21 protein-coding genes are annotated in these 23,433 nt (G+C 59.7%); 10 read left to right on the top strand and 11 right to left on the bottom strand.

What is annotated here, in order from left to right:
* Window positions 1–126: 126 nt before the first annotated feature.
* The 3 genes from AC07N8_RS10805 to AC07N8_RS10815 all read right to left on the bottom strand — a co-directional run bounded on the left by AC07N8_RS10805 (window position 127) and on the right by AC07N8_RS10815 (window position 2,665).
* Window positions 127–906, bottom strand: coding sequence for a MetQ/NlpA family ABC transporter substrate-binding protein (locus AC07N8_RS10805; RefSeq protein WP_493143694.1), 780 nt, complete (start codon window positions 904–906; stop codon window positions 127–129).
* 77 nt (window positions 907–983) lie between these two features.
* Window positions 984–1,658, bottom strand: coding sequence for a methionine ABC transporter permease (locus AC07N8_RS10810; protein ID WP_027926140.1), 675 nt, complete (start codon window positions 1,656–1,658; stop codon window positions 984–986).
* Window positions 1,658–2,665: a methionine ABC transporter ATP-binding protein gene (locus AC07N8_RS10815; RefSeq protein ID WP_493143691.1), complete on the bottom strand. Its 1,008-nt coding sequence runs from the start codon at window positions 2,663–2,665 to the stop codon at window positions 1,658–1,660. The genes AC07N8_RS10810 and AC07N8_RS10815 overlap by 1 nt, the downstream gene beginning before the upstream one ends.
* A 212-nt stretch (window positions 2,666–2,877) precedes the next feature.
* Here AC07N8_RS10815 and katE point away from each other — a divergent pair, with 212 nt between their 5' ends.
* Window positions 2,878–5,067: a catalase HPII gene (katE, locus tag AC07N8_RS10820; RefSeq protein ID WP_493143689.1), complete on the top strand. Its 2,190-nt coding sequence runs from the start codon at window positions 2,878–2,880 to the stop codon at window positions 5,065–5,067.
* A gap of 117 nt (window positions 5,068–5,184) precedes the next feature.
* On the opposite strand, the gene AC07N8_RS10825 is transcribed toward katE, so the two are convergent.
* The 4 genes from AC07N8_RS10825 to zur are packed head-to-tail and all read right to left on the bottom strand — an operon-like array spanning window position 5,185 to window position 7,978.
* Window positions 5,185–5,901 (bottom strand): PA5502 family lipoprotein, encoded by a 717-nt coding sequence (locus AC07N8_RS10825; RefSeq protein WP_483841497.1) that lies wholly within the window; start codon window positions 5,899–5,901, stop codon window positions 5,185–5,187.
* 37 nt (window positions 5,902–5,938) lie between these two features.
* Window positions 5,939–6,727, bottom strand: a complete 789-nt coding sequence (gene znuB / locus AC07N8_RS10830; RefSeq protein ID WP_027926144.1) for a zinc ABC transporter permease subunit ZnuB — start codon at window positions 6,725–6,727, stop codon at window positions 5,939–5,941.
* The gene (znuC, locus tag AC07N8_RS10835; protein ID WP_027926145.1) at window positions 6,720–7,496 is read right to left on the bottom strand and encodes a zinc ABC transporter ATP-binding protein ZnuC; all 777 of its coding nucleotides are present in this window, start codon (window positions 7,494–7,496) and stop codon (window positions 6,720–6,722) included. The genes znuB and znuC overlap by 8 nt, the downstream gene beginning before the upstream one ends.
* Window positions 7,496–7,978, bottom strand: a complete 483-nt coding sequence (gene zur / locus AC07N8_RS10840; RefSeq protein WP_140665426.1) for a zinc uptake transcriptional repressor Zur — start codon at window positions 7,976–7,978, stop codon at window positions 7,496–7,498. The genes znuC and zur overlap by 1 nt, the downstream gene beginning before the upstream one ends.
* 66 nt (window positions 7,979–8,044) lie before the next feature.
* On the opposite strand from zur, the gene AC07N8_RS10845 reads away from it, so the two are divergent.
* Window positions 8,045–8,965: a zinc ABC transporter substrate-binding protein gene (locus AC07N8_RS10845; RefSeq protein ID WP_493143686.1), complete on the top strand. Its 921-nt coding sequence runs from the start codon at window positions 8,045–8,047 to the stop codon at window positions 8,963–8,965.
* 118 nt (window positions 8,966–9,083) lie between these two features.
* Here AC07N8_RS10845 and AC07N8_RS10850 read toward each other — a convergent pair whose 3' ends face one another.
* Together AC07N8_RS10850 and AC07N8_RS10855 are read right to left on the bottom strand one after the other, a co-directional pair.
* Window positions 9,084–10,034 (bottom strand): homoserine kinase, encoded by a 951-nt coding sequence (locus AC07N8_RS10850; protein ID WP_027926148.1) that lies wholly within the window; start codon window positions 10,032–10,034, stop codon window positions 9,084–9,086.
* 57 nt (window positions 10,035–10,091) lie between these two features.
* Window positions 10,092–10,382 (bottom strand): DUF2782 domain-containing protein, encoded by a 291-nt coding sequence (locus AC07N8_RS10855; RefSeq protein WP_483841499.1) that lies wholly within the window; start codon window positions 10,380–10,382, stop codon window positions 10,092–10,094.
* A gap of 74 nt (window positions 10,383–10,456) precedes the next feature.
* Here AC07N8_RS10855 and polA point away from each other — a divergent pair, with 74 nt between their 5' ends.
* Window positions 10,457–13,228: a DNA polymerase I gene (polA, locus tag AC07N8_RS10860; protein ID WP_493143683.1), complete on the top strand. Its 2,772-nt coding sequence runs from the start codon at window positions 10,457–10,459 to the stop codon at window positions 13,226–13,228.
* A 300-nt stretch (window positions 13,229–13,528) separates the two neighbouring features.
* On the opposite strand, the gene yihA is transcribed toward polA, so the two are convergent.
* On the bottom strand, window positions 13,529–14,170 hold the full coding sequence (gene yihA, locus AC07N8_RS10865; protein WP_027926151.1) for a ribosome biogenesis GTP-binding protein YihA/YsxC: 642 nt from the start codon (window positions 14,168–14,170) through the stop codon (window positions 13,529–13,531).
* A 191-nt stretch (window positions 14,171–14,361) separates the two neighbouring features.
* Here yihA and AC07N8_RS10870 point away from each other — a divergent pair, with 191 nt between their 5' ends.
* The 7 genes from AC07N8_RS10870 (at window position 14,362) to AC07N8_RS10900 (ending at window position 21,630) form a co-directional block, all read left to right on the top strand.
* Window positions 14,362–14,652, top strand: coding sequence for a c-type cytochrome (locus tag AC07N8_RS10870; RefSeq protein ID WP_027926152.1), 291 nt, complete (start codon window positions 14,362–14,364; stop codon window positions 14,650–14,652).
* A 46-nt stretch (window positions 14,653–14,698) separates the two neighbouring features.
* Complete coding sequence (locus AC07N8_RS10875; protein ID WP_483841501.1) at window positions 14,699–15,310, top strand: c-type cytochrome; 612 nt, start codon at window positions 14,699–14,701, stop codon at window positions 15,308–15,310.
* A 200-nt stretch (window positions 15,311–15,510) separates the two neighbouring features.
* Window positions 15,511–16,152 (top strand): thiol:disulfide interchange protein DsbA/DsbL, encoded by a 642-nt coding sequence (locus AC07N8_RS10880; protein WP_483841502.1) that lies wholly within the window; start codon window positions 15,511–15,513, stop codon window positions 16,150–16,152.
* A 13-nt stretch (window positions 16,153–16,165) separates the two neighbouring features.
* Window positions 16,166–17,044 (top strand): endonuclease/exonuclease/phosphatase family protein, encoded by an 879-nt coding sequence (locus AC07N8_RS10885; RefSeq protein WP_483841503.1) that lies wholly within the window; start codon window positions 16,166–16,168, stop codon window positions 17,042–17,044.
* On the top strand, window positions 17,041–19,059 hold the full coding sequence (locus AC07N8_RS10890; RefSeq protein ID WP_493143678.1) for a diguanylate cyclase: 2,019 nt from the start codon (window positions 17,041–17,043) through the stop codon (window positions 19,057–19,059). The genes AC07N8_RS10885 and AC07N8_RS10890 overlap by 4 nt, the downstream gene beginning before the upstream one ends.
* Before the next feature lie 102 nt (window positions 19,060–19,161).
* A complete protein-coding gene (locus tag AC07N8_RS10895; RefSeq protein ID WP_493143676.1) occupies window positions 19,162–19,941 on the top strand; it encodes an N-acetylmuramoyl-L-alanine amidase in 780 nt (259 codons plus the stop codon).
* Between the two features lie 75 nt (window positions 19,942–20,016).
* The gene (locus AC07N8_RS10900) at window positions 20,017–21,630 is read left to right on the top strand and encodes an EAL domain-containing protein (RefSeq protein WP_483841506.1); all 1,614 of its coding nucleotides are present in this window, start codon (window positions 20,017–20,019) and stop codon (window positions 21,628–21,630) included.
* A 7-nt stretch (window positions 21,631–21,637) separates the two neighbouring features.
* Here the strand turns inward: AC07N8_RS10900 and AC07N8_RS10905 are convergent, their stop codons facing one another.
* On the bottom strand, window positions 21,638–23,428 hold the full coding sequence (locus tag AC07N8_RS10905) for an ATP-binding protein (protein WP_493143674.1): 1,791 nt from the start codon (window positions 23,426–23,428) through the stop codon (window positions 21,638–21,640).
* Window positions 23,429–23,433 lie beyond the last annotated feature (5 nt).

Consider the following 23,433-nt stretch of genomic DNA (forward strand, 5'->3'; position numbering starts at 1 on the left):
GGCGTACGGTTACCGGGATAGCGAATTCTTTTTCATGAAGATCAAGAGCGTCTTTCCCGGTAATCCGTGAAGAACCTAAAAAATGGGGCGCATTCAATGCGCCCCATTTTTTGTTGAAGCTTCAAATCAGAACGCCGGCAATACCGCGCCTTTGTACTTCTCGAGAATGAAGGCTTTGACTTCCGGGCTGTGCAGCGCAGCAACCAGTTTCTTCATAGCGTCGCTGTCCTTGTCGTCCGGACGAGCCACCAGGATGTTCACGTACGGCGAGTCATTGCCTTCGATGACCAGTGCGTCCTTGGACGGATCAAGCTTGGCTTCCAGCGCGTAGTTGGTGTTGATCAGCGCCAGGTCGACCTGGGTCAGCACGCGCGGGATGGTCGCGGCTTCCAGTTCACGGAATTTCAGGTCCTTGGAGTTCTCGGTGATGTCCTTCACGGTCGACAGGATGTTGTTCGAATCCTTCAACTTGATCAGGCCAGCCTTCGCCAGCAGCAACAGCGCACGGCCGCCGTTGGTGGCGTCGTTCGGGATCACCACGTTGGCACCGCCCGGCAACTCGGTCAGAGCCTTGTACTTGCTGGAGTAAGCGCCCAGCGGTTCCAGGTGCACACCGGCAACGGCGACCAGGTTGGTGCCCTTGGCCTTGTTGAATTCATCGAGGTACGGCTGGTGCTGGAAGAAGTTGGCGTCCAGGCGTTTTTCCGCCACCTGCACGTTCGGCTGAATGTAGTCGGTGAAGACTTTGACCTTCAGGTCCACGCCTTCTTTGGCCAGGGCTGGCTTCACGAATTCGAGGATTTCTGCGTGCGGGACCGGAGTCGCCGCGACGGTCAGGGTGTCGGCATGGGCGGAAAAGGCTGCAACGGCAGCAACGGCAGCGAACGCGACGAGTAGTTTCTTCATTCAGCTAACTCCATATAAGGCGCCCGTTTGGCGCCTGCCAGCGAATGGCCGGCTCATGACTTATTTACGAGAACTGTTTATTTTCTGGAAAAATGCACAACCAATTTGTCGCCAACGGTTTGCAGCACCTGAACCAGCACCAGCAGCAACACCACCGTCACCACCATCACATCGGTCTGGAAACGCTGGTAGCCGAAGCGGATCGCCAGGTCACCCAGACCACCAGCGCCGACCACACCGGCCATGGCCGTGTAGGACACCAGTGTAATCGCCGTCACCGTAATCGCCGCGAAAATGCCCGGACGGGCTTCTGGCAGCAAGGCATTGGTGATGATCTGACGCGTCGTCGCACCCATGGCCTGGGTCGCTTCGATAATGCCGCGATCCACTTCACGCAACGCGGTTTCCACCAGTCGCGCAAAGAACGGCGTGGCACCCACCACCAGCGGCGGGATCGCACCGGCGACACCCAGCGACGTACCGGTGATCAGCACGGTGAACGGAATCATCACGATCAACAGAATGATGAAAGGCAGCGAACGCAGGATGTTCACCACCAGCGACAGCATCGCGTAGACGCCTTTGGCTTCCAGCAACTGACGCGGGCTGCACAGGAACAGCAACACGCCCAGCGGCAAGCCGAGCAACACGGTGAACAACAACGAACCACCGAGCATCAGCAGCGTGTCGCCGGTGGCCAGCCAGATTTCGAACCAGTCGATATTGGCAAAGAAAGCAGTCAGGGCTTCCATTAGCGCAGCACCTCCATGTGGACGTCAGCCGCGGTGAAACGGGCAAATGCCGCGTCCATGTCGCCACCGGTGACGGCCAGCGTGAGTTGCCCGTAAGGGACGTCTTTGATGCGGTCGATACGACCGGCCAGGATGCTGTAGTCCACACCGGTTTCCCGGGCGACGGTACCGAGCAACGGCGCGTAGGTCGCTTCGCCCTGGAAGGTCAGACGCACGATGCGACCCGGCACGTGCGCGAAGTCATCGCGCTGCTCGCTTTCGTCGATCTGCTCGTCTTCCTGCACAAAGCGCTTGGTGGTCGGGTGCTTGGGATGCAGGAACACCTCGGCCACCGACCCTTGCTCGACGATCACACCGGCGTCCATCACCGCGACCTGATCGCAAACGCGGCGGATCACGTCCATCTCGTGGGTGATCAGGACGATGGTCAGCTTCAGCTCGCGGTTGATCTCGGCCAGCAATTGCAGGACCGACGCCGTGGTCTGTGGGTCGAGGGCGCTGGTGGCTTCGTCGCACAGCAGGATTTTCGGCTTGGTCGCCAGGGCGCGGGCAATGCCGACGCGCTGTTTCTGGCCACCGGACAACTGCGCCGGGTATTTCTTGGCGTGGTCGGACAAACCCACCCGCGCCAGCAACTCGGCCACGCGCAGGTCGATCTCGCTGCGCGACAGCTCGCCGGCCAGGGTCAGTGGCAACGCGACGTTGTCAGCCACAGTCTTGGACGCCAGCAGGTTGAAGTGCTGGAAGATCATCCCGACTTGCTGACGGAAGCGTCGCAGGCTGTTGGCGTCCAGCGCAGTGACTTCTTCGCCGTCGACGAAGATCTTGCCGCCGCTGGAATTCTCCAGGCGATTGATCAGACGCAGCAGGGTACTTTTTCCCGCGCCGGAATGGCCGATCAGGCCGAAGACCTGACCGTTCTCAATCGTCAGACTGGTCGGATGCAGGGCGGGAATATCCTTACCGGCGACGCGGTAGGTTTTATGGACGTTTTGAAACTCGATCACGTAGCGAACCTTGTGGGGCGCGTTAGAAAAGGATCAGCGGTTAGCCGGGCGCGCATTTTAGCCTGTCCGTATAGAGGTTATTAGCATTTATTCCGCATTCAACCTTCGATTTGGCAATAACGCGATCAAAGGTCATAAAAAAGGAACGGCTAAAAACGCCGTCAGTCACTAATAAGGCAACTCGAAAACGCCCCCGGTGCCGTGCCTGGGGAATGCACAAGAATCCTGGCTACGGCGGGAATCGCAACGAGGAGTTTAGACTGATGAGTAACAAGAAGCCTGCCCCCGGCAAAAGCGCATTGGCCGGTACCGACACCCTGGACCGCGGCAACACCAATACCAAGCTCGACAGCCTGGAAAAATTTCGCTCCGACGCCACCGAACAGGCCCTGCGCACCAACCAGGGCGTGAAGGTGTCGGACAATCAGAACACCCTGAAAGTCGGCGCCCGCGGGCCTTCGCTGCTGGAAGACTTCATCATGCGTGAGAAAATCACGCACTTTGACCATGAGCGCATCCCGGAACGCATCGTCCACGCCCGCGGGACCGGCGCACACGGTTACTTCCAGACATACGAAAACCATTCCGCGCTGACCAAGGCCGGTTTCCTGCAGGATCCGGGTAAAAAGACGCCAGTCTTCACGCGTTTCTCCACGGTACAAGGCCCACGCGGGTCAGGCGATACCGTGCGGGACGTACGAGGTTTCGCCGTGAAGTTCTTCACCGACGAAGGCAACTTCGATCTGGTGGGCAACAACATGCCAGTGTTCTTCATTCAGGACGCAATCAAGTTTCCGGACTTCGTCCACGCGGTGAAACCGGAGCCGCATAACGAAATCCCCACCGGCGGTTCGGCTCACGACACCTTCTGGGACTTCGTCTCACTGGTGCCGGAATCGGCGCACATGGTGATCTGGGCCATGTCCGACCGAGCCATCCCGAAAAGCCTGCGCAGCATGCAGGGTTTCGGTGTGCACACGTTTCGGCTGATCAACGCCGAAGGCAAATCGCGCTTCGTCAAATTCCACTGGCGCCCCACTGCGGGCACGTGTTCGTTGGTGTGGGATGAGGCGCAGAAGCTGGCCGGCAAAGACACCGACTTCCACCGGCGCGATCTCTGGGAAGCCATCGAGATGGGCGACTACCCCGAGTGGGAGCTGGGTGTGCAGGTCATCGAAGAAGAAAACGAGCACGATTTCGATTTCGACATCCTCGACCCCACCAAGCTGATTCCTGAAGAAACCGTGCCCATCACTCCATTGGGCAAAATGGTGCTCAACCGCAACCCGGACAACTTCTTCGCCGAAACCGAGCAGGTCGCGTTTTGCCCGGGCCATATCGTGCCGGGGATCGATTTCTCCAACGATCCGTTGCTGCAAGGCCGGCTGTTTTCCTACACCGATACGCAAATCAGCCGACTCGGCGGGCCGAACTTTCATGAGATCCCGATCAACCGGCCGGTGGCGCCGTTCCATAACGGTCAGCGCGATGCGATGCACCGCACCACCATCGACAAGGGTCGCGCAGCTTACGAACCGAATTCCATCGACGGCGGCTGGCCGAAAGAAACTCCGCCCGCCGCGCAGGATGGCGGTTTCGAGAGTTATCCGGAGCGCATCGACGCCAACAAAATCCGGCAGCGCAGCGAATCGTTCAGCGACCACTTCTCCCAGGCGCGGCTGTTCTTCCACAGCATGAGCAAGCACGAGCAGGAACACATCATCGCGGCGTATAGCTTCGAACTCGGCAAAGTTGAACGCGAGAGCATTCGGGCGCGGGAGGTGAACGAGATCCTGGCCAACATCGATCTGGAATTGGCCAAGCGTGTGGCCGCCAACCTTGGCTTGCCAGCGCCGAAAGCCGGGACGGTGGAGGTGCCAAAAACATCTCTGGACCGCTCACCGGCCCTGAGTCAGGCCAATTTGCTGCCGGGCAATATCAAAACGCGCAAAGTGGCGATTCTTGCGGCCAACGGAGTCGATGGTGCCGCGATTGATGCGATGAAGAAGGCGCTGCAGGCCGAAGGCGCGCACGCCAAATTGCTGGGGCCGACATCCGCACCGGTGAAAACCGCCGATGGCAAAACGTTGCCGGTGGATGCGTCGATGGAAGGTTTGCCTTCGGTGGCGTTCGATGCGGTGTTTGTGCCGGGTGGCGCGGCATCGATCAAGGCGTTGAGCGGTGATGGCGTCGCGTTGCATTACCTGCTGGAGGCGTACAAGCACTTGAAGGCGATTGCGCTGCATGGCGAGGCGAAGCAGTTGCTGGATGTGTTGAAGCTGGAGGCTGATGCGGGGTTGATCGTTGGGGCGGATGTGAAGTTGATCAAGCCGTTTTTTGCGGCGATCGGACAGCATCGGGTTTGGGATCGGGAGGCTAAGGCCAAGGCGATTCCGGCTTAGGATCTGTATGGACAGTTAGGACGCTTTCGCGAGCAGGCTCGCTCCCACATGGGATTTGTGTCAATCACATAACCCTGTGGGAGCGAGCCTGCTCCGGGCGGCGTTCCGACGAAGCTTTTACGGTTTGCGCGGACTCAAGACCATCTGCGCCGGAATGTTGCGCAGGATCTGTTTTTCCAGCTTCAGATCGAAGTCCGGATCGAGTTTCTTCACTCGCTTGGTCAGCAACGTGGCCAGCCAAGGATAGTCATCAGTGCGTGGCGCCTGAATGCTCACGTCGCACTGATAATTCACCACATCGGCGGCGATGGCATCCAGTTGACGACGAAGTTTCGCCATATCGTTGAGATTCAACGCGACCGTAGTGCTTTCAGCCGTGGGATCAATCACCTTCGCCTGGGGTTTGGCTTCAGCGGCTTTCAGATCGGCTTCCGCTTTATCCAGCTCGGCTTTGCGGGCCGTGACGATGGCGTTATTCACCCCACCGGTAAGCGCCGGAGCCTTGGGCATCAGGACCCGGGCGCGGGCCAGCGCAGTGGCGGCGGCGTTCACATCACCTTTTTGCAGGACGATCTGGCTACGGCGTAGATAGGCCTCGGCCAGTTGCCGTTGGTATTGCTCAAGGGATTGATCGTTGGGGGACTGGGCCTGCAAGGCGGCCAGTTGATCTTCGGCGGTGGCCAACTCGTTGCTGGCGAGGCTTTGTTCCAGCTGTGCGATGGCCGTAGCTCGCGCGTCCGTGGCCTCGGTGGCCGCCGGTGGCGTGCTTTGGCAGGCGCCCAGCAGCAAGGAAAATGCGACAAGGAGCAGATAACGTGAGGCGAACGGCTTCATTCCTGCGACTCTCTATTTGCGCAAAAAACGAGCAAGTCTACACCCCTCGACGGGGCAGGACAAAACTCAGCAGAAACAGTGCGGCCGCCGTCACAACAATCGAGGGGCCCGCCGGTGTGTCCTTGAACCACGACAGTGCCAGCCCGCCACAGACCGCGAGCATGCCCAGCAGGCTCGCGCCCAGTGCCATCTGTTCCGGTGACCGGGCGTGACGTTGTGCCGCAGCCGCGGGGATGATCAACAGCGAGGTAATCAGCAAAACGCCGACGATTTTCATCGCCACCGCGATCACCACGGCGATCAGCAGCATCAGCGCCAGGCGCAACGACGCCACCGGCAACCCTTCGACCTTGGCCAACTCTTCATGCACGGTGATGGCCAGCAACGGCCGCCACAACGTCACCAGCAACGCCAGTACCGCCGCGCTGCCGCCGAGGATCCAGGCCAGGTCGGTCGGGCTGATCGCCAGCAAGTCGCCGAACAGATACGCCATCAGGTCGATCCGCACTTCGTGCATGAAGCTTAGTACCACCAGGCCCAGAGAGAGCGTGCTCGGTGCGAGAATTCCCAAAAGGGTGTCAGACGCCAGCGGCTGGCGCTGTTGCAAGGTCACCAGCAGCACCGCCAACAGCAAGCAGCCTACGGTGACGGCGACGGTCGGGCTGACATCCAGCAAGAACCCGAGTGCTACGCCGAGCAAAGCCGCGTGCGACAAGGTGTCGCCGAAATAAGCCATGCGCCGCCAGACCACGAACGAACCCAATGGGCCCGCCACCAGCGCCAAAGCCAAACCTGCAAGCAGGGCGTAGAGCAGAAAATCAGCCATGCTTGCAGCTATCTCCATGAACGTGGGGTTGCGCCGCCGTGACGACCGAGCCATGCAGGTCATGCGCGTGGTCGTGGTGGTGGTGATAAATCGCCAGGCTTTGGGCGTTCTTGCCGAACAGCTCGACGAAGGCCGGATCGCCGCTGACTTGCTCAGGATGGCCGGAACAGCAAACGTGGCGATTGAGGCAAACCACCTGGTCGGTGGTGCTCATCACCAAATGCAAATCGTGGGACACCATCAACACGCCGCAGCCGTGACGGTCGCGCAGCCGTGTGATCAGGCTATAGAGCTCGGCCTGTCCGGCGACGTCGACGCCTTGCACCGGCTCGTCGAGCACCAGCAGTTCCGGCTCGCGCAGTAGCGCCCGGGCCAGTAATACACGCTGCATTTCACCGCCGGAAACACTTTGCACCGGGCTGTCGATCACCTGTTCGGCGCCGACTTCCTTGAGCGCGGACAGCGCCATGGCACGGTCCACGCCCGGCACCAGCCGCAAGAAGCGCAGCACCGAGAGCGGCAGCGTCGGATCGACGTGAAGTTTTTGCGGCATGTAACCCACGCGCAGTTTCGGCTTGCGCCACACCGTGCCGCTGTCCGGCTTCAACAGCCCAAGCACCGCGCGCACCAGCGTGGTCTTGCCGGCGCCGTTAGGGCCGATCAGGGTGACGATCTGCCCCGGCTCGACACTCAGTTCGATGTTATCCAGCACCGATTGCCCGGCAAACGTGACGGCAACCTGCTCGAGGCGGATCAGCGCGTTGCTCATCAAGCCCCCTGGCAGCCCGAGCAGAGACCGACCACTTCAACGGTCTGGCCCTCGACGATAAATCCAACATCCTTGGCGCTGCCAACGATGGCATCGCTGATGGACTTCTGTTCGAGCTCGATGGCGGCATGGCATTCGCGGCAAATCAGGAACTGCCCCTGGTGGGCGTGCCCCGGATGGTTACAGCCGACGAAGGCGTTCAGCGAGGAGATGCGGTGCACGAGGCCGTTTTCCAGGAGGAAATCCAGCGCGCGGTATACGGTTGGCGGCGCGGCGCGACGGCCATCCTGTTCACTGAGCACCGCGAGAATGTCGTAGGCACCCAGCGGCTTGTGGCTTTGCCACACGAGTTCCAGCACCCGCCGGCGCAAAGCGGTCAGGCGCAGCCCCTGACGTGCGCACAGGACATCGGCCTCAGACAGAGCGCTATGCACGCAATGAGAGTGGTCGTGGGGACGGCTGGCAATCGGTGTTTTAGGCATGAGCGGCGACGAATTTTGTGAGAGACGTTATTATATTACCCGTTCTCGCCTCCTCGAGTGGTCATCGTGTCCCGACTTTTTTCTATCTTTGTCGCATTTGTCGCCAGTTTTCTGCTGATCGGATCGGCCCAGGCTGAGGTTAAAGTCCTCACCAGCATCAAGCCCCTGCAGTTGATTGCCGCTGCGGTGCAGGACGGCGTGGCGATTCCGGAAGTGTTGCTGCCGCCGGGGGCTTCGCCGCATAACTATGCCTTGCGCCCTTCCGACGTACGGAAGGTGCAATCGGTCGATCTGCTGTACTGGATCGGGCCGGACATGGAAGGTTTCCTGCCGCGCGTACTGAATGGTCGTACGCTGCCGAGCGTTGCGGTGCAGGATTTGCCGGGGCTGAAACTGCGTCGCTTCGCCGAAGACAGTCACTCCCATGCGGAAGAAGCCGATGAGCATGACCACGATCACCGCCCAGGCAGCCTGGACGCGCATTTGTGGTTGTCACCGGTGAATGCCCGGGTGATCGCCAGCAAAATGGCAGCGGACCTGAGTGCCGCCGATCCCGCCAATGCAGCGCGCTATCAGAGCAACCTCAAGGCGTTCGACGAGCGACTGGATGCGCTGGACCTGCGCTTGAAGGCACGGCTCGCCGGGATCGCGGGCAAGCCGTATTTCGTGTTCCACGAAGCGTTCGACTACTTTGAAGATGCGTATGGCCTGAAACACACGGGCGTATTCAGCGTCGCGGCCGAAGTCCAGCCGGGTGCCCAACACGTTGCGGCGATGCGCGCCCGGTTGCAGGAAGTCGGCAAGACTTGCGTGTTCAGCGAGCCACCATTGCGGCCGCGCCTGGCGGAGACGCTGGTTGCGGGTTTGCCGGTGAAACTGGCGGAACTGGATGCATTGGGCGGGTACACGCCAGCGACTGCTCAAGGGTATGAGCAGGTGCTGGAGAAGCTGGGGAATGATTTGGCGGGGTGTCTGGAGTCGCTTTAAAAGCTTGTTCGGCTTCGCCTCATTCGCGAGCAGGCTCGCTCCCACATGGGATCTTTAGTGGACACAAAATCTGTGCTCACATCGGTCAACTGTGGGAGCGAGCCTGCTCGCGAAGCTTTTAAAGGGCAAACGGCAGCGGTGTGCTGACCTTCTGCCGCTGCGCCAACCGCAGCTGAAACTCCATCGGGTCGTGAATCAACACGTCCTGCCCGGCGAACGATTCCGCCGCGATCAACCGCGATAACCAAAACCGCACACACGCCACGCGCAGCATCGTCGGCCACAGCTCGGCTTCAGCCGCCGTGAACGGACGCAACGCCGCATACGCCCCCAGCAATGCCCGCGCCCGCGGCCCGTCGATCAAGCCGTCGTCGTCCGAACACCAGTCGTTCAAGGCAATCGCCACGTCGTAGAGCATCGGCCCCGAGCAGGCGTTGTAGAAGTCGATCAACCCGGTCAGGTGAGTGCCTTCGAACATCGCGTTATCGCGGAACAGGTCGGCGTGGATATTGGCCCGCGGCAATGCCAGGATTTTTGCCTTCTGTTCGGCGATTTCATCCAGCGCCCGTTTCAGCAGATCGCTTTGTTCGGCGTTCAGGTGGGAGAGAAATTGCGTGCCCTCCTCCAGCATCCAGTCCAGACCACGATCGGTTTTGCGCTTGATCATGTTGGCTTGGGTCGCCAGGTGCAGGTGTGCAAGCAACTCGCCGACCTGCGCGCAATGCTGCGCGTTGGCCTGCTTGATGTGCTTGCCGGCCAGTCGTGGCTGCAGCAGTGCAGGCTTGCCGGCCAGTTCGCGCAGGGCAACGCCGTCGGTGGTGCGTAGCGCGTAAGGCACCGGCAAATCGGCCTCGTGCAGGACGTCGAGCAGTTCAATGAAGAACGGCATTTCATCGACCGGGCCGCGCTCGACCAGGGTCAGGACGAATTCGCCCTGCTCCAGGCTGATGAAGAAATTGGTATTTTCGCTACCGGCAGCAATCCCCTGGAAATCAAGCAGGCGGCCGAGGCCATAAGGGGCGAGAAAAGCTTCCAGCTCGGGCCGAGCCAGGGGGGTGAACACAGACATGTTTAAACTGCCAGTACGGGCGCCGCTCGTGAGCCGGCGCCGATTGAAATTAAGAAACTACTTCCACTCAAAAATTTTCCACGCCGGAATCAGCATATCCGGCTGATCCGAGCGGATGAAGTTTGCGTCCGTCCCGTCTGCGCGCACCAGAAAGTACGGAGGTGCGCCCTTCGGCGTGACCTTGATCGCATACAGGAAACCGTTTTGACGGTACTCCTGGATGACCTTGTCCCCTTCCGTGCGGATCGTAACTTCTGGCTCAGACTTCGAAACATCGTCCGCCGCCATGACGGCCAATGGAACAGTTGCAAACAAGCCAGCCAGCAACAGGCGATTTAGTGTGCGCATGATAACCTTGTCCCTTTGTCGTCAACGGTCCCGCTATTCTAGCGCCGGACCCGCCGAAAAGGTTGATCCTGCTCATGAGCCAAGCCCCCCTCGTCCTGGTGGACGGTTCTTCTTACCTGTACCGCGCCTTTCACGCGCTGCCACCGCTGACCACGTCCAAAGGCCTGCCGACCGGTGCGGTCAAGGGCGTATTGAACATGCTCAAGAGTCTGCGCAAGCAGTACCCGGACAGTCCGTTCGCCGTGGTGTTCGACGCCAAGGGCGGGACATTTCGCGATGACATGTACGCCGAGTACAAGGCCAATCGCCCAAGCATGCCCGACGACATGCGCGTGCAAATCGAGCCGCTGCACCAGAGCGTGATCGCTTTGGGCTTCCCGCTGCTGTGCGTCGAAGGCGTCGAGGCCGATGACGTGATCGGCACCCTGGCCCGCAGCAGCGCGGCGGCGGATCGCCCGGTGATCATCTCCACCGGCGACAAGGACATGGCACAACTGGTCGACGGCCACATTACCTTGGTCAATACCATGACCGGTAGCAGCATGGACGTGGAGGGCGTGAAGGAGAAATTCGGCGTCGCTCCCGAGCAGATCATCGATTATCTGGCCCTCATGGGCGACTCTTCCGACAACATCCCGGGCGTTCCGGGTATTGGCCCGAAGACCGCTTCCGGCCTGTTGGTGGGCGTGAATGGCGGTTTGACCGAGCTGTATGCTCAGCTCGACATCGTCCCGACCCTGCCGATTCGCGGCGCGAAAACCCTGCCGGCCAAACTTGAAGAGCACAAGGAGATGGCGTTCCTCTCCTATCAACTGGCGACCATCAAGATCGACGTTCCACTGGACATCGGCCTCGACGACTTGCAAATGGGCAAGCCGGACCACGACAAGCTCGCTGAGTTGTACACCCTGTTGGAGTTCAAGAGCTGGTTCGAAGACAACCAGCGCGACGCCAAGCGCTCAGGCCAGGAAGTGACCGCTCCGGTGGTTGAAGAAGTTGCCGCAGAGACAGAACTGAAATACACGACGATCCTCACCCAAGTTGATTTCGACCTGTGGCTGAAGAAGCTCAACGACGCCAAGCTGATCGCCTTCGATACCGAAACCACCGGCATCGATGCGCAGCAGGCGCAACTGGTCGGCCTGTCTTTCGCTGTACAAGCCAACGAAGCAGCCTACATCCCGCTGACCCATTCCTACATGGGCGTGCCGGATCAGTTGGACCGTGACACCGTGCTTCGCGCACTGAAACCGATTCTGGAAGACCCGAACAAACTCAAGGTTGGCCAGCACGCCAAGTTCGACATGAACATCCTGGCCAACTGCGCCATCGGCGGTGATCAGAGCTGCGGCATCACCGTGCAGGGCATCGCTTTCGACACCATGCTCGAATCCTACGTGCTCGACTCCACCGCGACCCGTCACGACATGGACAGCCTGGCGCTCAAGTACCTGAATCACACCACCACCAGCTTCCAGGACATCGCCGGCAAAGGCGCCAAGCAGCTGACCTTTGACCAGATCTCTCTGGAGCTGGCCGGGCCTTATGCCGCCGAAGACGCTGACGTGACCCTGCGCCTGCACCAAACGCTGCAGGAAAAGCTCAAGGCCATCCCGAGCCTGAGCAAAGTCCTGAGCGAAATCGAAATGCCGCTGGTGCCTGTGCTGGCGCGGATCGAACGCCAGGGCGCGTTGGTCGACGCCAACCTGCTGGGCATTCAGAGCGTGGAACTGGGCGAGAAGATGGTCGCGCTCGAGCGTGAGGCGTTCGCCATCGCTGGCGAAGAATTCAACCTCGGCTCACCCAAGCAATTGGGCGTGATCCTGTACGAAAAACTCGGTCTGCCGGTGCTCAGCAAAACCGCCAAGGGCCAGGCTTCCACCGCCGAAGCCGTACTGGCGGAACTGGCCGAGCAGGATTTCCCGCTGCCTAAAGTGCTGATGCAGTACCGCTCGATGAGCAAACTGAAAAGCACCTACACCGACCGGCTGCCGGAGCAGATCAACCCGCGCACCGGACGGATTCACACTTCTTATCATCAGGCTGTCGCAGCGACCGGGCGTTTGTCGTCCAGCGATCCAAACCTGCAGAACATTCCGATCCGCACCGCCGAAGGCCGACGGATCCGTCAGGCCTTTGTTGCCCCCACAGGCTACAAACTGCTGGCGGCGGACTACTCGCAGATCGAACTGCGGATCATGGCCCACTTGGCCAAGGACGAAGGTTTGCTGCATGCGTTCCGCAATGATCTGGACGTGCACAAAGCCACCGCCGCTGAAGTTTTTGGCGTGGAACTGGCCGACGTCACCACCGATCAGCGCCGCAGTGCCAAGGCGATCAACTTCGGCTTGATCTACGGCATGAGCGCGTTTGGCCTGGCCAAGCAGATCGGTGTGGATCGCAAACAGTCTCAGGCCTACATCGACCGTTATTTCGCCCGCTACCCGGGCGTGCTGCAATACATGGAGCGCACGCGCGCCCAGGCGGCCGAGCAAGGTTTCGTGGAAACGATCTTCGGTCGTCGCTTGTACCTGCCGGAAATCAACGCGAAAAACCCGGCCCTGCGCAAAGGTGCCGAGCGCACAGCGATCAACGCCCCGATGCAAGGCACCGCGGCGGACATCATCAAGAAAGCCATGGTGGCCGTGGATAACTGGCTGACCTCCTCAGGGCTCGACGCCAAAGTCATCCTGCAGGTGCACGATGAATTGGTGCTCGAGGTGCGTGAGGATCTGGTGGAGAAGGTTCGCGAAGAAATTCGTATCCACATGAGCGATGCGGCGAAGCTGGACGTGCCGCTTCTGGTGGAGGTTGGGGTCGGGAATAACTGGGATGAGGCTCACTGAGCCGTCTGAACAGGCGTTTTCTGCTGCGGCATAGTGCCGCGGCAGAAAAACACGGAGCATCATTATGTCGAAAAATGCTTGGGCTTATTTCCAATGGATTTGGAACTTCTTCGGAACTAATCCCGTCAACCGCCACTCAGAGTTACTGAATGGCTGGTGAAGCCCTTCGATGCTCCTATGTTGTGTTAAGTGTTGGCAGATATCTGGACCCCGCCCTAGCGGTCCGGAACTTGGACCCCGGAACTTCCCCCTCCCCATAGAAGTCCGGGGTTTTTTTTGCCCGCGATTTGCCTCGACGCCTTACTCGGCAGCCTCGGAACCCTTGTCCGCCAGCTCCATCCAGCCCGCCAGTACAGTGTAGGCGTCTTCCAGACCCAGGCGTTTTGGCGCCGAGAACAACTGGATACTGACTGCATCTCCCCAGCCCTTGCGGATATCTGCCTGAACCTTGAGCAGGACGTTTTTCGCTGCGCCGTACGTCAACTTGTCGGCTTTGGTCAGCAAAATATGCATCGGCATGCCGGCGGCGACGGCCCAATCGAGCATCAACAGATCGAAGTCGGTCATTGGATGACGGATGTCCATCATCAAGATCAGACCTTTCAAACTTTCGCGACCGCCCAGGTACGCTTCCAAGTGACGCTGCCAATGCAGCTTCAACGGAATGGGTACTTTTGCGTAACCGTACCCCGGAAGGTCGACCAGACGACGATCATCGTCTAGCTTGAAGAAGTTCAAGAGCTGCGTGCGCCCCGGAGTTTTCGAGGTTCGCGCAAGACTGGCGTGCGTCAGGGTGTTCAGCGCACTGGACTTGCCGGCGTTGGAACGGCCCGCGAAGGCCACTTCAAAGCCTTCATCGTCCGGGCATTGGTCGACTTTGGCAGCGCTGAGCATGAAGGTGGACTGTTGGCACAGGCCGAGGATGGGATTCTTGAGTTGCATGGGATTTCCGATGTGGGCGGCGCCGGGAATGGACGCGGCAAGCGGTGTCGTTTCCGTTTCAGTGACGCCAGTATATAATGCCGCAGATTTTGTGTGCGCTTTGTCCCAGCGTAGGATGAAGTTCACGAGAGCGATTGACCTTGATTGCGCATTAGAACGCAGAACGCTCTCAACCCTGAAAAGGTCGTTTTATGACGAAATGGCTGCTAGCTGCCGGTGTCTTGATACCGCTTTACAGCGCTCAGGCTACACAGGATCCGGAAGCTGTGTACAACCGTGTTTGTGGTGCCTGTCATTCCGGCCAACTACCCATGGCGCCCCAAAAGGGCGATCAGGAAGCTTGGACGCCGAGGTTGGCGAAAGGTATGGAGACGCTGGTGCAACACGTGACCCAGGGTTTCAAGGCGATGCCGCCGCGTGGTTTGTGCATGGACTGCAGTGCCGAGGATTACCAGGCCATCATCCACTGGATGAGCGAGTGATCCCGGTCCATAACTCTTTAACCCTTAGCCGTAGTTGGATTAGCTGATGAACAAATTGATCGTGAGTCTGCTGTTGACCGTGGGGATCTCCGGCATTGCCCATGCTGCAGGTGATGCGACTGCTGGTCAGGCGAAAGCCGCAGTATGTGGCGCCTGTCATGGCCCGGATGGCAACAGCATGGCGCCTAACTTTCCGAAACTGGCGGGTCAGGGTGAACGCTACCTGAACAAGCAATTGCACGACATCAAGTCGGGCAAGCGCACCGTTCTGGAAATGACCGGCCTGCTGACCAACCTTAGCGACCAGGACCTGGCTGATATCGCGGCCTACTTCGCCAAGCAGAACGGCAGTGTTGGCGCCGCCGACCCTAAAATCGTGGCTCGCGGTGAAGCACTGTTCCGTGGCGGCGACCTGGCCAAAGGCTTGCCAGCCTGCACCGGTTGCCACTCGCCAAATGGCGTGGGTAACCCAGCTGCCGGCTTCCCGCACCTGGGCGGCCAGCACGCTCAATACGTTGCCAAGCAGCTGACCGATTTCCGCAAGGAAGAAGGCGGACGCACCAACGATGGCGACACCAAGCCGATGCAGAGCATCGCTAAAAAGCTGAGCGACGAAGATATCGCCGCCGTATCCAGCTACATTCAAGGCCTGCACTAAGACCGGTTGATCGAGCGTTGCGAGCGATGAACATCTCCTGCAACGTTAACGCTCGATTAATCCGTCGCAGCAAGTATAAAAAGGGTGGCTTTGGCCGCCCTTTTTTGTGGCCGCTGCCGTTACACTACAGAACTCAAGCCCGCCAGGACCTGTCTGAGAACAGGTCGCGCGAGGCGACCAAAATTGTCCAGGAGTAAAGCATGCGTAATCTGATCATCAGCGCCGCACTCGTCGCTGCCAGCCTGTTCGGCATGACTGCCCAAGCCGCCGAAGCACCCGCCGCCCCTTATGTCGAACTGACCAATCCGGTTCCTGTCGCCGTGCCTGGCAAGATCGAAGTCGTGGAGTTGTTCTGGTATGGCTGCCCGCATTGCTACGCTTTTGAGCCAGTGATCAATCCATGGGTCGAGAAGCTGCCTTCCGACGTCAACTTCGTCCGCATTCCAGCCATGTTCGGCGGTCCTTGGGACGCACACGGCCAGATGTTCCTGACCCTTGAAGCCATGGATGTCGAGCACAAGGTTCACGCGGCCGTTTTCGAAGCGATCCAGAAAGAACACAAGAAACTGGTCACTCCAGAAGAAATGGCAGAGTTCCTGGCCACTCAGGGCGTCGATAAAGTCAAGTTCCTGGCCACCTTCAACTCCTTCGCCATCAAGGGCAAAATCGTCCAGGCCAAAGAGCTGGCCAAGAAGTATGAGATTTCTGGCGTACCAACCATGATCGTCAACGGTAAGTATCGTTTTGACGTGGGTTCTGCCGGCGGTGCCGAGCAAGCCCTGCAACTGGCCGATAAACTGGTCGACAAAGAGCGAGCGGCTAACAAGGCTGCCGCCAACTAAGCGAAGCACTGCCATGCGCCGCTGGGGAACTGAACGCGTTGTTGGCCTGCATGATCCACGGGTCAACGAACATCACCTGGAATCCACGGGCCTGCCCGCAGACAGTCGTCTGCGCTTGCTCAGTTTTAATATTCAGGTCGGTATCAGTACCGAGCGGTATCGGCACTACCTGACCCGGGGCTGGCAACACCTGTTGCCGCACACCGGGCGTGCCGACAATCTGCAAAAGATTGGCAACCTGCTGGGCGACTTCGACCTGGTCGCCCTGCAAGAAGCCGATGGCGGCAGCCTGCGCTCAGGCTACGTCAATCAAGTCGAACACCTGGCACAGCTCGGTGCCTTCCCCTATTGGTATCAACAACTCAACCGCAACCTCGGACGACTCGGCCAGCACAGCAATGGTGTGCTCAGCCGCTTGCGCCCGTGGGCGATTGAAGATCACCCGCTGCCGGGGCCCAAGGGTCGCGGAGCAATTCTGGTGCGCTTCGGCGAAGGTCCGGACGCGCTGGTGGTGGTCATGATGCATCTGGCGCTGGGCGCTCGCGTGCGCAGCCTGCAACTGGCCTACATCCGCGAATTGATCGGCGGCTATAAACACCAAGTGCTGATGGGCGACATGAACACCCATGCCAGTGACCTGCTGCAAAACTCCCCGTTGCGTGATCTCGGCCTGCTCGCACCGCAACTGGAAGCGACCTTTCCCAGCTGGCGTCCGCAACGCTGCCTGGACCACATTCTGCTGAGCCCGACACTGACCCTCGAAAAGGTCGAAGTGCTGGCACAGCCCATTTCCGATCACCTGCCGGTCGCGGTAGAGATTCGTCTGCCGGGTTCGCTCACGGCTGATGCATTGCCCGCGTTGAGTCCTGCCCTTCGCGGATCCCATGAATGAGCGACGAAACAGAGCGCTGGAAAGAGAAATACCTCAAAAGCATCGAACAACAGGAAAAGCTTGAGCGTCGCTGGGATGCCCGGCTCGACCTGCTGCGCCGTGGGCTGGTGCGCAGCACGCTGGCGGCGGAGGGCACTGACCGCGCCGTCGACCAATGCATGAAAGAGATGCGCGAAGTCGTGCGCACCGACGACATGGACGCCGGCTTGGCGGCCCTGCTGCCGCGACTCGAAAAAGCGGTGCTCGATTCCGAGCAACGCCGGGAAACCCGAGTCAACCAGACCAGCGCTGCACTGACCGCGCTGGTCGCGCAACTGCAATCGCTGCCGCTACCCCGGGAAGTCAGCCGACCGCTCAAGAGCTTTGCCAAAAAGCTCGATGGACGCGTCAGTCAGGCCCGCGAGATGCCGCTTCTGCTCAGCGAACTGAGTGGCTTGCAAGGCAAAGCCTTGAGGCAATTGGAGCACCCCGCCGAACCTGACCGACCCGGTTTTCTGCAGAGATTGTTCGGTAGCCACGAAGCGGATGAGGGAGCGCCGCAGGTCGTCGCTCCTGCCGTTCACGCATCGGCTGCGCAGGCTGTGGAACGGGTTGTCGAGATGGCGCACGCCGATGACGCAGACGACGATGAGGAGGACCTGCCGCCAGTCGCAACTCCAGTGGCGCACAACCCCCACTCCACCGTTGCTATCCCTGAACCTCAAGAGTCTCACGCACCGGCGCCCGCTCCGGAGGTGGTAGCGTTTGTCCCACCCGTACTTCAGCCCGACATCGCGCCCGCGCCAGAATCACCAACACCCTCGAACAATGAACCGCTGGAAGCACTCGCCCTTCCCCACCCTGCGCCAGCCAATCAGGTTCAACCAGCCATCAATCCCGATGAACTGACCCGGACAGTGACGACTATTAATCCGGAGCAAACCGAACACGAGGACATCTTCTACGCCTTGCCAGATTCACCGGAGCCGTCCTATAGCTCCGTTGCCAATCACATCGAAGACACCCTGCTGGGCCTGCTCGAAGACCTGACATTGCCGGAGCGCCACCGCCCGCAAGCCGAAGCGATGCGCGACCGCCTTCAACATGGCTTGAACTGGTACGAACTGATCCCGATCCTCGACGATCTGGCAACGTTGATGCTGGCGATCAACGACAGCGGCCAGCACGAATTCGAAGTCTATCTACAGCAACTCAATGAACGCCTGGAGTCCTTCCAGAGTAATTTGCAGGCGGCCAGCGAAGGCCACGCCGACAGCCGTTCTGCGGCGCGCCAGATGGACACGCAGATCCGCGAACAAGTTGACGGCCTGCACAGCAGCATGCAGGAAGCGGCCGACCTGGACGACCTGAAAGGGGTGCTGGAAAACCATCTTGAAGGTCTGCTCGGCACCATGGATCGCCACCAGAAGCAGCGCGACGAGCGCGAACAGGAAGTGGCGACACGCCTGCACAGCCTGGCCGAACGGGTCGCGCACATGGAGCAGGAAGCACAGGGCTACCGTGAACACCTTGAAGAACAACGCCAGAAAGCCCTGATCGATCCGCTCACCGGCCTGCCCAATCGCGCTGCCTGGAGCGAACGCCTGGACCACGAAATCGGCCAATGGCAACAGCACGGCAATACCCTGTTGCTGGCCATGCTGGATCTCGATCACTTCAAAAGCATTAACGACAACTACGGCCACCTCGCGGGCGACAAGGTGCTGAAAATCATCGCCAATGTGCTACGCAAACGCCTGCGCGGAACGGATTTCATTGCGCGATTTGGCGGCGAGGAATTTGTGCTCCTGATGCCCGGCACGGTCCCGGCAGTCGGTGCAAAACTGTTGGAAACCTTGCGCGCCGCGATCGAAGCCTGCCCTTTCCACTTCAAAGGTGAGCGGGTCACCATCACTATCTCCATGGGCCTGACGGCGCTAAAGCCCGGCGAACATAGCGATATGGCGTTGAAAAGAGCCGATCAAGCGCTCTATCGCGCGAAAAACGCCGGACGTAATCGTGTGGAAGCTGGCTGACGGCCAATTGTTCCATTTTGTTTAAAACCGGGCTTTTGCCGTCGGCACGCAAGGCAGTACGTTACACTGTTGCATTACTGTCTTGCGTGTACGTCTCCTGCCATGAAATATCTCGCTCTCATTGTGTCGCTGCTGCTGTTGGCCGCTTGTTCCAGCGGCCCGCGTATCGACACCAGCCACCCTTCGTCCAACTACGACAGCCGCATCCAGTTCGTGGTGGTGCATTACACCAATGCCTCGCTAGAGCGCTCGCTGCAACTGCTGACCCACGGCGAAGTGAGCAGTCATTACCTGATTGGCGACGACAAGGGTGCCACCATCTATAAATTGATGGATGAGAATTTTCGCGCCTGGCACGCGGGCGAAAGCGAATGGGAAGGCAGGACCTGGCTGAACTCCAGCTCCATCGGCATCGAGATCGTCAACCCGGGCTTCAAAGACACTCCCACCGGGCGCCTCTGGTATCCCTACAGCGAAGACCAGATCAAATCGTTGATCTTCCTGCTCAAGGACATCAGCAAGCGCTACAACATCAATCCCCACGCCATCATCGGCCATAGCGATATCGCGCCGCTGCGCAAACTCGATCCCGGTCCGTTGTTCCCTTGGAAACGCCTGGCCGCCGAAGGCCTGGGGGTCTGGCCCAGCGAGCAAGCCGTGACGCGCCAGCAAGCCCAGTTCGCGATACAGCTGCCGAGCATCAGCTGGTTTCAGGGACAGCTCGCCAGGCTGGGTTATGCCACGCCACAAACAGGTGAACTGGACGTAGCGACGCGTCATGTGTTGGCGGCTTTTCAGATGCATTTCCGCCCTTCCCGCTTCGACGGCACGCCGGATGCTGAATCCGCTGCGATCCTGCAGGTCCTGAATCAGACAAAATAATGGCGCCCGTCCGACGGTTAGAGCTTTTTCCCTAATAGCAGCTATAACTCATTGGTAATTCTTCGGATATCAATAATGGCTGCTGCACGAGAGACCCTCCGTAGCTGGTTCTATCGCCCCTGGTTTCTGGCGATACTGGCTGCTGCCCTCAGCGCAACTCTATTGATGGCCGGCAGCCTGTTTGTGGCGATGCATCAGGTTGAACAGAACGAAAGCGAAGAAATGAATGCTCAAGGCGAGCGCTTCCTTGCCCGCCTTGAACAGCTGTTCGGGCAACTGCGCGAAAGCCTCGATGACCTGGAAGCCCAGCCGCTTCGAGGCTGCGATCCTGAAATGATCGCCACCTTGCAGCAGGTCAGCTTCAACTACCGCTTCGTCTACGAAGCGGCCTACATCGATGCATCACGCGTGTGCTCCAACCGTCCTCGCCAGGAAGGCCTTTCGTTGCTGCGCCCTCCCGACATCCGGGGCCCTACCTACAGCTACTGGCTGAACACCACCACCGAACCCGATGAAAACCGTGCCGCGCTGATGCTCGGCAGAGGCAACTTTCGGGTGGCGACGTCTCGCGGGCATTTGACGGACATGGTCGACCTGACGCCCGGAAGCAGTCTGCTGGTGGTGCTGGACCACGGCACTCGCGCCATTCCCGTATTGGGTGCTGCCCAGGTCTGGCCACCGACGGAATCCTGGGCACCAAAAAGCCGCGACGCGCTGCAAGTCACGCAAACCCGCTTGATATACCGCATGCCGACCAACAACCCTGAATACCAACTGGTTTTGATCACACCACGCACAGGCATACACGTGCCGGCGGTGTGGTGGTGGCTGCTTCCGGCCAGCCTGGCACTTGGGATCATCGTCGGCTTCCTGGTGTTTCTGCTGGTGCGCCAGCGTCAGTCGCTGGATGCCGAATTGCATGGCGCCATACGCCGGGGTGAGTTGCAGGTGTTGTATCAACCGATTTTCGATCTCGACAGCCGCAACTGTGTCGGCGCCGAAGCGTTGCTGCGCTGGCGCAGGCCCGACGGCACGCTGACCAGCCCCGACCTGTTTATTCCGATGGCGGAAAATACCGGCCAGATTCGCCAGATGACCGATTTCGTCCTGCAGCGCCTGCTCGAACAATTGGGGCAACTGCTGCGCGCCAACCCGCAACTGTACATCTCGGTCAACCTGGCAGCGTGTGATGTGATGGTGCCGCGAATCGGCCAGGTGATGGCCCGCCTGCTGACGCTGCACCGTGTCGCGGCCAAGCAGATCGCCTTCGAGGTGACCGAACGGGGATTGATTGATGTGGTGGTGGCCAGGGAAAACCTGCAAGCGTTACGCGATGTCGGGCATCAAGTGCTGATCGATGATTTTGGCACCGGTTATTGCAGCCTCGCCTACCTGCAAACCCTGCCGGTGGACTGCCTGAAGATCGACAAGGCGTTTATCGATGCGCTGGGCCATGACGCCGCCAGCAGTGGCGTAGCACCGCACATCATCCACATGGCTCAAGCGCTGCAACTCAAAGTGATTGCCGAGGGTATCGAGCATGAAGCGCAGGCAACGTTTCTAAGTAGCGAAGGCGTGAAGTTCGGTCAAGGCTGGCTGTTCGCTCATGCCTTGAGCTCTGTGCAGTTCATCGAACTGATTACCCGCGGCCGGCGAATGAAAGGCCGGCGCCTGGATGACGAGGCGTGACAGCGCCTTACACTGCCAGCGCCATGTAGAATTGCGTACCCTGCCCCGGCCGCGAATAGACACCCATCCGCCCACCGTGCAGTTGCACGATTTCCTTGCACAGCGCCAGGCCTAGCCCCGCGCCGCCCTTCTTGCGGCCGACCTGGACAAAGGGCTCGAAGATTCGCCCTTGCTGGCCATAGGCAATCCCTTCGCCGTTATCCTCGACACTGATAATCACCCGCTCGCCATGACGCCGGGCCTGCAACCGGATCAGCCCTTCCCGTGCGGTATGGCGCAAAGCATTGTCGATCAAGTTGTCGAGCACCCGGTCCAGCTGCGGTTGATCGGCCTGCAATCGGGGCAACGGCCCTTGCACCTCTATGCGCAATTCGATGCCCTGCTCGGTCGCCGCCTCGGCAAAGCGGGCATGGGCCTGCGCCAACAGTTCCTCGATGGAGCATGGGGCCAGGGTCAGTTTCTGCAAGCCGTTCTGGTAGCGAGAGAAATTCAGCAGGTCGTTGATCAACTGCATCAAGCGCTGCATTTCTTCATTGACCGTATCCAGCAGGTCGGCTTCGCGCGAATCCTGTGGAAATTTCGCCCGCTCACGGAACAGACCGAACGCCATGTGCATGCCGGTCACCGGCGTGCGCAATTCATGGGAAGCGCGCAAGACAAACTCGCTGCGCACCCGTTCGAACGCCCGCTGTTCGGTCACGTCATGCAACACCATGACCGCGCCGAGGATATGCCCTTGAGTATGGATAACCGGCGTCAGGCTGTAAGTCAGCAACCTCGATTCACCATCGACCTCGATACTCAGGTCTTCCGGCGCACGCTCCAGCGTGCCGCCGCGCAGCACCAGTTGCAGCTGTTCATCCAGCTCGGGACGTTCAAGCGCCGCGCCCAGCCCTTGGCCAAGCCGATCGGTGTCCCAACCTAACTGGCGCTGAGCCACCGGATTGAGGTGCTCGAGATGGCCGTCGCGATCGATCATCAACAAGCCGTCGTCGATACTGTCGAGCACGGCTTGCAGGCGTTGTTGACCGGCGAGCAGTTCATCGATGTTGGTGGCCTGATGCTCACGCAATGCCTCGGCCATGATCCCGAAGCGCTTGGTCAGCAGGTTCAATTCCACGGCGGACGACACCGGCAGGGTCACCTCGAAATTGCCCTGGCCAATATTATCGGCGGCTTGCGCCAAGGCTTCGATCGGTCCGCCAAAGCGCCGGGCAATCGCGTGTGCCGTCACGAACCCGATGATCAGCACCGCCAATCCCACCAGACCAAGCAAGCCCGCCACCAGCAACGCGCGCTCCCGGGATTGGCGTTCGGTGCTATTGATGTCATCCAGCGCCCGCTTGTGCTCTGACAGAAGACCGTTGCGCAAGGTGTTGAATTTTTCCGTGAGGGCTTCGCTGCCACTCAGTACCTTGGTGGGCTCAGTGGCCTGGCCGTAGGCTTGAACAAACTCCAGGTAATCAACCTTGGCCTGTTTGAACCCGTACCGACCGCCATTGCCTGATTGCTCAAGGGCGATGCCTTCATCGAGCAACTCCAGGTAGTGTTGCCTGGACGCCTCGAACCCGGCGGGATCAGGCTTTTCGTTGCCCATGATCATCAACTGATCGCCGAGGGTCTGGCGTAGTTTCAGCCCCAGATCGAGCGTGACGAAGTTGTTGCGAACGAGCGCTTCCTGGGAGCCGGCCATCTGCATCACGCTGACCAGCCCGAGCAAGAGCCCGAGCAGTGCCACGGTGATCAGTGCAGAAATACTCAGGAACAGCCGAGTACGCAGCTTCATCGCCAATTTCATCGGTG

Source organism: Pseudomonas sp. GW821-FHT10C09, assembly GCF_059415465.1.